At 77.5% G+C, this 7578-nt stretch carries 6 protein-coding genes and 1 pseudogene; 3 read left to right on the top strand and 4 right to left on the bottom strand.

From position 1 onward, the window contains the following. Positions 1 to 767 (bottom strand): annotated as a pseudogene (locus PYV61_RS17235) (hypothetical protein); the annotation flags it as partial. Positions 768 to 817: 50 nt separating this feature from the next. Beyond that, positions 818 to 2827, bottom strand: a complete 2010-nt coding sequence (locus PYV61_RS17230) for a diguanylate cyclase (protein WP_275833863.1) — start codon at positions 2825 to 2827, stop codon at positions 818 to 820. A 142-nt stretch (positions 2828 to 2969) separates the two neighbouring features. Here PYV61_RS17230 and PYV61_RS17225 point away from each other — a divergent pair, with 142 nt between their 5' ends. Further along, positions 2970 to 3425, top strand: a complete 456-nt coding sequence (locus PYV61_RS17225; RefSeq protein WP_275833861.1) for a hypothetical protein — start codon at positions 2970 to 2972, stop codon at positions 3423 to 3425. A 62-nt stretch (positions 3426 to 3487) separates the two neighbouring features. Here the strand turns inward: PYV61_RS17225 and PYV61_RS17220 are convergent, their stop codons facing one another. Continuing rightward, on the bottom strand, positions 3488 to 3970 hold the full coding sequence (locus PYV61_RS17220; RefSeq protein WP_275833859.1) for a hypothetical protein: 483 nt from the start codon (positions 3968 to 3970) through the stop codon (positions 3488 to 3490). An 83-nt stretch (positions 3971 to 4053) separates the two neighbouring features. Next, complete coding sequence (locus PYV61_RS17215) at positions 4054 to 5133, bottom strand: NAD-dependent epimerase/dehydratase family protein (RefSeq protein WP_275833858.1); 1080 nt, start codon at positions 5131 to 5133, stop codon at positions 4054 to 4056. A gap of 124 nt (positions 5134 to 5257) precedes the next feature. Here PYV61_RS17215 and PYV61_RS17210 point away from each other — a divergent pair, with 124 nt between their 5' ends. Then, positions 5258 to 6382, top strand: a complete 1125-nt coding sequence (locus PYV61_RS17210) for an alpha/beta fold hydrolase (protein ID WP_275833856.1) — start codon at positions 5258 to 5260, stop codon at positions 6380 to 6382. Between the two features lie 267 nt (positions 6383 to 6649). Beyond that, a partial coding sequence (locus tag PYV61_RS17205; protein ID WP_275833854.1) for a serine/threonine-protein kinase occupies positions 6650 to 7578 on the top strand: 929 nt, incomplete at its 3' end.

Below are 7578 nucleotides of genomic sequence, written 5' to 3'. Positions count from 1 at the left end.
CCGCCGGCCTCGCGCACGAGCGGGCGGCCGGGGCGCGCGTAGCCGCTCTCGCGCCGCCCGTCGGAGAGCACGAGGTACTCGCCGCGCCGCGTCGCCGTGACGTCCACGCCCTGCGCCTCCGACGCGCCCTCCGGCCACACGCGGAGGCGCAGCGGCGCGCCGGCCGCCGCGCCGAGCAGCGCGAAGCCGCCCTCGTCGGTGACGCGCCCGCTGAAATGGCCGCGCGACGTCACGCGCAGCCGCCCGCGCGCCTCGCCGCCGGCGACGGTGAGCTCGAGCGTCTCGCGGCGCGCGCCCTCGTCGTCGGCCGCCTCCCACCGGCCGGCGAGGCCGGCGTCGCCCGCCGGTACGTCACCGACGCGCGGCGGCGCGGCCGGCTCCGGCACGGCCGGCTCCGGCGCGGCCGCGCCCTGCCGCGCCATCGGCAGCGTCACCGTCGGCTGCCCGGGCTGCACCACGGTGAGCAGGAGCAGCCCGCCGTCGAGCCGCCCCGACATCGTCCCCTTCGCGTCGCCGGTCGCCTCGCCGTCGAACGTGTCGACCACCAGCGTCGTGCCGGCGGCGCGCCCCGCGAGCGCCGCGGTGCGCCCGCCGAGGGTGAACGTGCCGGTGACGCGCCCGGTCGCGGCGTCGTGGCGCAGCTCGAGGCGCGCCTCCTGGCCGCTTTCCTCGTAGCTCCAGCGCCCGGCGAGCGACTGCGCGCCGAGCGCGGGCGCGGCGGCCGCGAGGCAGGCGGCGACGACCGAAAGCGGGAACGCGCGGCGCATGGGAACCTCCGGGGGACCTCGGCGAACGTACGCCGCCGGGCGCCCGGGGGCTATCCGGCGCGCCGGGTGCCGCGCTTCCGCTCGGCCTTCGCCGCGTACAGCGCCGCGTCGGCGCGGGCCAGCGCGGAGGCGAGCGTGTCGCCCGCGCGCACCGCGGTGCCGCCGATGCTGGTGCGGATCGCGTAGCGGCGCCCGGCCGCGTCGGCGCGAGCGTCGGCGGCGCCCAGCGCGTGCTCGATGCGCTGCGTCAGCAGCGCGATGTCGCCGTCGGCGTCGCCGCCCGGGCCCGCGGGGGCGTAGACGGCGAACTCGTCGCCGCCGAGGCGCGCGATCGCGTCGCCGGCGCGCACGGCGCGGCGCAGCACGTCGGCCACCGCGCGCAGCGCCTCGTCCCCCTCCGCGTGGCCGTAGGCGTCGTTGATCGGCTTGAAGCCGTCGAGGTCGAGGTAGAGCAGCACGTCGGGGGCGCCGGCGGCCGCCGCCTCGCGCAGCCGCCGCTCGACCGCGTCCTCCAGCCCGCGGCGGTTGAGCAGCCCGGTGAGCGGGTCGCCGTGCGCCTCCTCGCGCAGCCGCAGCTCGGCGCGCTTGCGCGCCGTCGTGTCGCGCACGATCACGGCCAGCGTCCCGTCCTCGCCGTCGAGCGGGTAGACCTGCAGCCACACCCACTCGACGCGCGTGCGCGGGTCGTGCGAGCGGTGCTCCCCCTCGTACGGCCTGCCGGTCGCGAGCACGCGCCGGTACACGTCGAGGATTCCCGACGTGGCGCTGGTCGGGAAGAGGCGGCGCAGCGACGCCTGCCCGCCGCCGACCGCCGAGACGCCGGTCATGCGCGTCGCGCCGCCGTTCAGCTCCACGATCTCGAAGTCGTCGACGGCGCCGTCGCGCTCGACCGCGCGCAGCACGAAGAAGGCGTCGCGCATCCCGGCCATGGCGGCGCGGAAGCGCGCCTCGCGGCTGCGCAGGGCGCGCTCCGCGGCCAGCCGGTCGGTGACGTCGTCCACCACGCACAGGCGCGCCGCGTGGCCGCCGTACGCCAGCGGGTGCGTGGAGACCTCGACGTCGCGGAGCGTGCCGTCCTTCCACCGGTGGCGCCACTGCCGCGACGGGAGCGACGCGTCGCCGGCCGCGCGCGCCGCGTCGGCCACGGTGGCCGCGTCCTCGGGCGGGCGGATGTCGGTGATGCGGCGCGCCAGGAACTCGCCCTCGGTCCACCCGTACTGCCGCACCGCCGCCGGGTTCACCGCGAGGAAGGCGAGCGTGTCGCGGTCGTACACCCACGCCGGGCGCGGGAGCGCGGTGAACAGGGCGCGGTAGCGCGCCTCGCTGGCCGCGCTGGCGTCGAGCGCGGCGCGCAGCCGCTCGCGCGACGACGCCTGCCGGCGCACGAGCCGGCCCAGCAGCACGACCGACCACCCCGCGGTGGCCACGGCCAGCGCGAGGGCGAGCAGCGTCTCGCGCAGCGCCGCCCGCCCGTGCGCCTCGCGGGCGTCGAGGCGCGCGCGGAGCAGGCGCTGCTCGTCGGCCTGGAAGTCGTCGAACAGCGCGCGGATCTGGTCGGACTCGGCCTGGCCGCGCCGCGTGCGCACGACGGCGAGCGCGGAGTCGCGGCGCCCCGCGCGCGCCAGCGCGACGGTCTGCGCGAGCCCGTCGAGGCGGCGCGGCACGAGCCGCTCCAGCACGTCGAGGCGGCGCGCCTGCGTGGCGTTGTCGCGCGTCAGCCGGCGGAGGGTGGCCAGCGCGCCGGCCGCGCGCGCGCCGCCCGCCGCGCCGGTGCGCAGGTACGCGGTGTCGTCGACCAGCAGGTAGCCGCGCTGCGCCGTCTCGGCGCGGTCGACGGCGATCTCGGCGTCCGCCACGGCGGCCAGCACGTCGCGCGTGTGGCGCACCCACTGCTGCGCCTCGCCCGCCTGCCGCAGGTCGCGCACCGCGATCGCGCCGGCGCCGGCGACGAGCGTCGCGGCCGCCCCGAGCAGGAGCATGGCGCGGCCCCACCCCCCGCGCGGGGCGGGGGGCGTCGGCAGGGAATCGGGGGCGGCGGTGTCGCGGTCGGCGGGATGCACGGGCTGAACTCCTCGCCCCGGGACGACATGGCCGGCTCGTCCGCAACGCATGGTCTGCATCCTGACGACGGCGTCACGCCGCGCGGCCGCGCGGGCACGATGCTCGCCTTCTGCCGACGCCATCCGATCGACGGAGGCGACGATGCAGGACCCGGCCTACGACCTCGACCCCGACCGCCCGCCGCACGAGCGCCCGCACGCGTGGGGCGACGACGCGGGCTACGAAGCCCCGCACCGCGCGCAGCACGCCCGGCGCCGCACCGGCCAGCGCGGGCTGATCGCCGCCCTGGGCGCGCTGCTGCTCGTGCTGCTGGTGGCGGGCGTGTGGTACGGCGACGACACCAACCGCGCGCGCCGCGAGCTGAGCGCCGCCAACGCGCGCATCGCCGACAAGCAGCAGGAGGTGGACGACGCGCGCCGCCTGCTGGAACGCCGCCTCGCCGAGCTGCGCGCGGTACGCGCCGAGGCCGACGTGCAGGCCACCGTCTACCGCGGCGTCCTGGAGCGCGAGGGGCGGCCGGTGGTGGCGGACAGCGCGGCGGTGGGGGGGGAGGTCATGCTGCCGCCGCAGGCGCCCGCACCGGCGGCGCAGCCCTGAAGGCGCTGCGGGCTGCGGGCTGCGGATTTCAAACCCGCAGCCCGCAGCCCGCAGCCCTCGGTTCAGGCCGAGTCGCTCAGGTCCCCGCAGGCCGCGACGGTGGTCGTCTCGGTGGGGGACGCGTAGATGCGGACGTTGTAGTCCTTGGCCTCGTCGAGCGCGACGCCCAGGCGCGCGCTGGCCTGCGCGGTGCCGTCGGCCGAGGCGGTGATCGGCGCGTACAGCGCGTCGCCGCCGACGAGGGCGCCGGCCGTCGCGCACTTGCCCTCGAAGATGCGCCAGGCGTGCGTGGCGCTCGGCGCCAGCCCGTTCAGGTTGACCGTGACGGTGCTCTGCCCGTTGAGCACGGCGGCGCGCGCCTGTCCGGTGATCGAGCCGCCGGCGATGCCGGCCTTCCAGTCCTCGCCCCGCTTGAGCGGCGACTCGACGTCGACGTCGACCTTGCCGGTGACCGGGTCGGTGCGCGTCCGCACGCAGGCGGCCGAGAGGAGGGCGGCGAGCGCGACGGCCATCCTCGGCCCGTGCGCGGAAAGACGATGCTGCATGGTGTTTACCTCCGGTGCGTCGGGCGGCGATCCACTCGCCGCTCAGCCGTTGCGGGAGGGCAACATCGGGGCCCGCGCACGGCTCAGCGCGCCTTCCAGGCCGCCAGCGCCGCCGCCTCCTGCTCGGGCTTGATCGAGAACCGCGGCGCGTTCCGCCGCGCCTCCGGGACGCTCGGCCACCACGCCAGCGTGTCGCGCACCGTCTCGGCCAGCGGGCGGAACGCCAGCCCCGCCGCGCGCGCCTTCGCGTTGCGCGCGTGCATGTGGCCGAAGTCGTTCCCCTCGAGCATCACCCACGGCACCGAGTCCTGGATCCCCTGCGCCTTGAGGAACGCGTAGTCGTCGACCCACACGAGGCGCGACGTCGAGCCCACCGCGCGCGACGCCTCGGCGAGGAAGCGCTCCATCGTCAGCGGCTCGGCGGGGCCGGCGACGTTGTAGATCCCCGAGCGGCCGTCCTCCAGCAGCCGCAGCATGAAGGCGGCGAGGTCGCGCACGTCGACGAGCTGCACCTGGTCGTCGCGGCGCCCGGGCGCGAGCGTCTCGCCGCCGCGCGCCAGCCGCACGGGCCAGTACGGGAAGCGGTCGGTCGTGTCGCCGGGGCCCACGATGTACGTCGGGCGCACCACGACGCCGCGGTCGCCGAACGCGTCGAGCGTGATCCGCTCGCAGCGCGCCTTGGCCACGCCGTACGTCGCCGAGCCGTCCTTCGGGTCGTCGGCCTCGGTGCGCACCGGGTGCGCCTCGTCGACGCCGCGCGTGCGGTACGGGTAGTAGACGCCCGTCGACGACGTGAAGAGGTAGCGGCCGACGTTGTCCTTCAGCAGCGCCGTCGACTGGCGCACCCAGTCCGGGTTCGTGGCCGAGTCGTCGATGACGGCGTCCCACCGCTTCCCCTCGAGGGCGCCGAGCTGGCCGTTGCGGTCGCCGGTGAGCCGCGTGACCGACGCCGGGAGGTCGGCGGTGCGGCGGCCGCGCGTGAAGGTGGTCACGCGGTGCCCGCGCTCGACGGCGAGGCGCACGAGGTGCGGGCCGATGAACCCCGTCCCCCCGAGGATCAGCAGGTCGAGCGGCGCGCGCGCGCGGTCGCCCGCGCGCACGCCGAGGAGGGCGCCGCCGACGAGGGCGGCGGAGGTGCGGACGAAGTCGCGGCGGGTGCTCATGCGGCGGATTCTAGGGCCGGGGGCGGGCGCGGGCAGGGGCGGCGCGGGCGGTGGACCAAACGTTGACGGCGGGCCACGCGTAGCTTGCCCGGAGTCCCCCGCGATCCCCCGCCCGGAGCAGACCATGTCGTCCCACCGCATCCCCGTGCGCGCCGCCCTGGCGGCCGCGCCGCTCGCCGCCGCGCTGCTGGCCGCCCCCGCCCTCGCCCAGGAGGGGAACGAGGCCGGCGCCCGCCGCCCGCGCCAGGTCGTCCCGATGGACTCCGCGCGCGCCGCGCTGCTCTACGTGAGCAACCGCCCCGAGGACCACCCGCAGGCCGACTTCGAGGCGCAGCTGCGCACCAAGGCGCGCACCGACAGCATCTTCGCGGCGCGCAGCGCGGGGGTGATGCAGTACCGCAAGACGACCTACAAGAGCCCCGTCGACGGGATGGACATCCCGGCGTACGTGTTCGCCCCGCTGCGCCCGCGCGGCGACCGGCAGCACGCCGCGCTCGTGTGGGTGCACGGCGGCGTGCACGGCAACTGGGACCAGAACTACCTGCCGTTCATCAAGGAGGCGGTGGCCAAGGGGTACGTGGTCGTCGCCCCCGAGTACCGCGGCAGCACCGGCTACGGCGCCGCGCACTACAACGCGATCGACTACGGCGGCAAGGAGGTCGACGACGTCCTCGGCGCCTACGACTTCGCCAAGACGATCGCCGCCGTCGACCCGGCGCGCGTGGGCGTGATGGGGTGGAGCCACGGCGGCTTCATCACCGCGCACCTCCTGTTCCGCGGCCAGACGCCGTTCGTCAGCGGCGCGGCGATCGTGCCGGTGACCAACCTGCTCTTCCGCCTCTCGTTCAAGGGGCCGAGCTACCAGCGGAGCTTCGCCACGCAGGCCGGGCTGCGCGGGCTGCCGTTCGAGCGGCGCGCCGAGTACGTGAAGCGCTCGCCGTACTACCACGTCGACTCGCTGCAGAAGCCGATCCTCGTGCACGTCGCGACGAACGACGAGGACGTGAACTTCGAGGAGGCGCGCCCGCTCGTGGACGCGCTGGTCGCGCGCAAGCCGCAGCTGGCGGAGACGAAGATCTACGTGAACCCGACGCCGGGGCCGACGAGCGTGGGGCACACGTTCAGCCGCCGCGTGAACCGGCAGACGCTGGAGCGCGACGACTCGCCGGAGCAGATCGACTCGTGGAACCGCGTGTGGGCGTTCTTCGACCGCACGCTCAAGCCGTCGAGCACCGCGGCGCGCGACTGACCGCGGCCGCGGGTCGCGAGGGGGGCCGTCGCCGCGCGCGACGGCCCCCCTCGCGCGTCCGGGGTCCGGGGTTTGGCGACGTGCGTCACCGAACCCGGCGGAACGGCGGCGCCCCGGCCGCGCCCGCGGGGTATCTCGAAGGGGAAGGCGGGCCCGGGTCGGCGCGCCGTGCTTGCCACGGACGCGGTACGGCCCGAGGTTGCCAGGGTGCGGGATGGGCGGACATGGACGTCCGCCGGCGCCGCGGAGGACCGCGGGGAGCGACGCATGGAACACGCGACGGATCGGGCGCCCGACCGGGCGTCGAACGGGGAGGCCACCGGGCACTGCCCGCGCTGCGGCGCGTCCGTCGCCGCCGGCGCGCGCTTCTGCTCGGGGTGCGGGGCGCGCCAGGGCGCGCCCGACGCGGCGGCCGCCGACCCGCCGCTCGCCCGCGCGCGCGCGGCGTTCCTGGTCGACTACGAGGTCACGCGCGAGCTGGGGCACGGGCGGTCGAGCGCGGTCTACCTCGCCCGCGACCTGCGGCTGGCGCGCCGGGTCGCGCTGAAGGTGCTGCTCCCCGACCACGCGGCCGCCTCCCCCGAGGCGGGGCCGCGCTTCCTCGCCGAGGCGCGTACGGCGGCGGCGCTCGACCACCCGCACGTGCTCCCGGTGTACCACGCGGGGGAGCAGGACGGGCTGCGGTTCCTGGCCATGAAGCCGGTGGACGGCGGGTCGCTGGCGCGGCTGCTCGACGCGCGCGGCGCGCTGCCGCTCTCGGTCGCCTGCCACCTGCTGGCGGGGGTGGCGGCGGGGCTCGCGTACGCGCACGCGCAGGGGGTGGCGCACGGCGACCTGCGCCCCGCCAACGTGCTGCTCGACGCCCGGCACGGGCGCGCGCTGGTGGCCGACGTCGGGCTGACCCCCGCGCACGCCCCCGACGCGGCCGACCGCCCGTTCCTGGCCCCCGAGCGGCGCGCCGGCGACCCGGCGACGGTGGCGGCCGACCAGTACGCGTTCGGCGTGCTGCTGCGCCGCCTGCTGGGCGCGGGGGCGCCGCCGATCCTGCTGGCGCTGTCGCAGCGGCTGACGGCCGCGTCGCCGGCGGACCGCGGCCCGCCGCTCGCCGAGCTGGTGCCGCGGCTGGAGGCCGAGGCGGCGCGCGTCCCCGGCCACCTCGGCGCCGAGCTGCGCGCGCTGTTGAAGGACGGCGCCGC

The sequence above is a fragment of the Roseisolibacter sp. H3M3-2 genome (assembly GCF_029211165.1).
Lineage (GTDB): Bacteria > Gemmatimonadota > Gemmatimonadetes > Gemmatimonadales > Gemmatimonadaceae > Roseisolibacter.
Note: the sequence above shows the minus strand (reverse complement) of the source record. Positions and strands in the feature narration are given on the sequence as shown.

Excerpts from the sequence above, each read along its gene's own strand:
- PYV61_RS17210 (WP_275833856.1), top strand. The coding sequence starts at position 5,258 with ATGTCGTCCCACCGCATCCCCGTGCGCGCCGCCCTGGCGGCCGCGCCG.
- PYV61_RS17225 (WP_275833861.1), top strand. The coding sequence starts at position 2,970 with ATGCAGGACCCGGCCTACGACCTCGACCCCGACCGCCCGCCGCACGAG.
- PYV61_RS17215 (WP_275833858.1), bottom strand. The coding sequence starts at position 5,133 with ATGAGCACCCGCCGCGACTTCGTCCGCACCTCCGCCGCCCTCGTCGGC.
- PYV61_RS17220 (WP_275833859.1), bottom strand. The coding sequence starts at position 3,970 with ATGCAGCATCGTCTTTCCGCGCACGGGCCGAGGATGGCCGTCGCGCTC.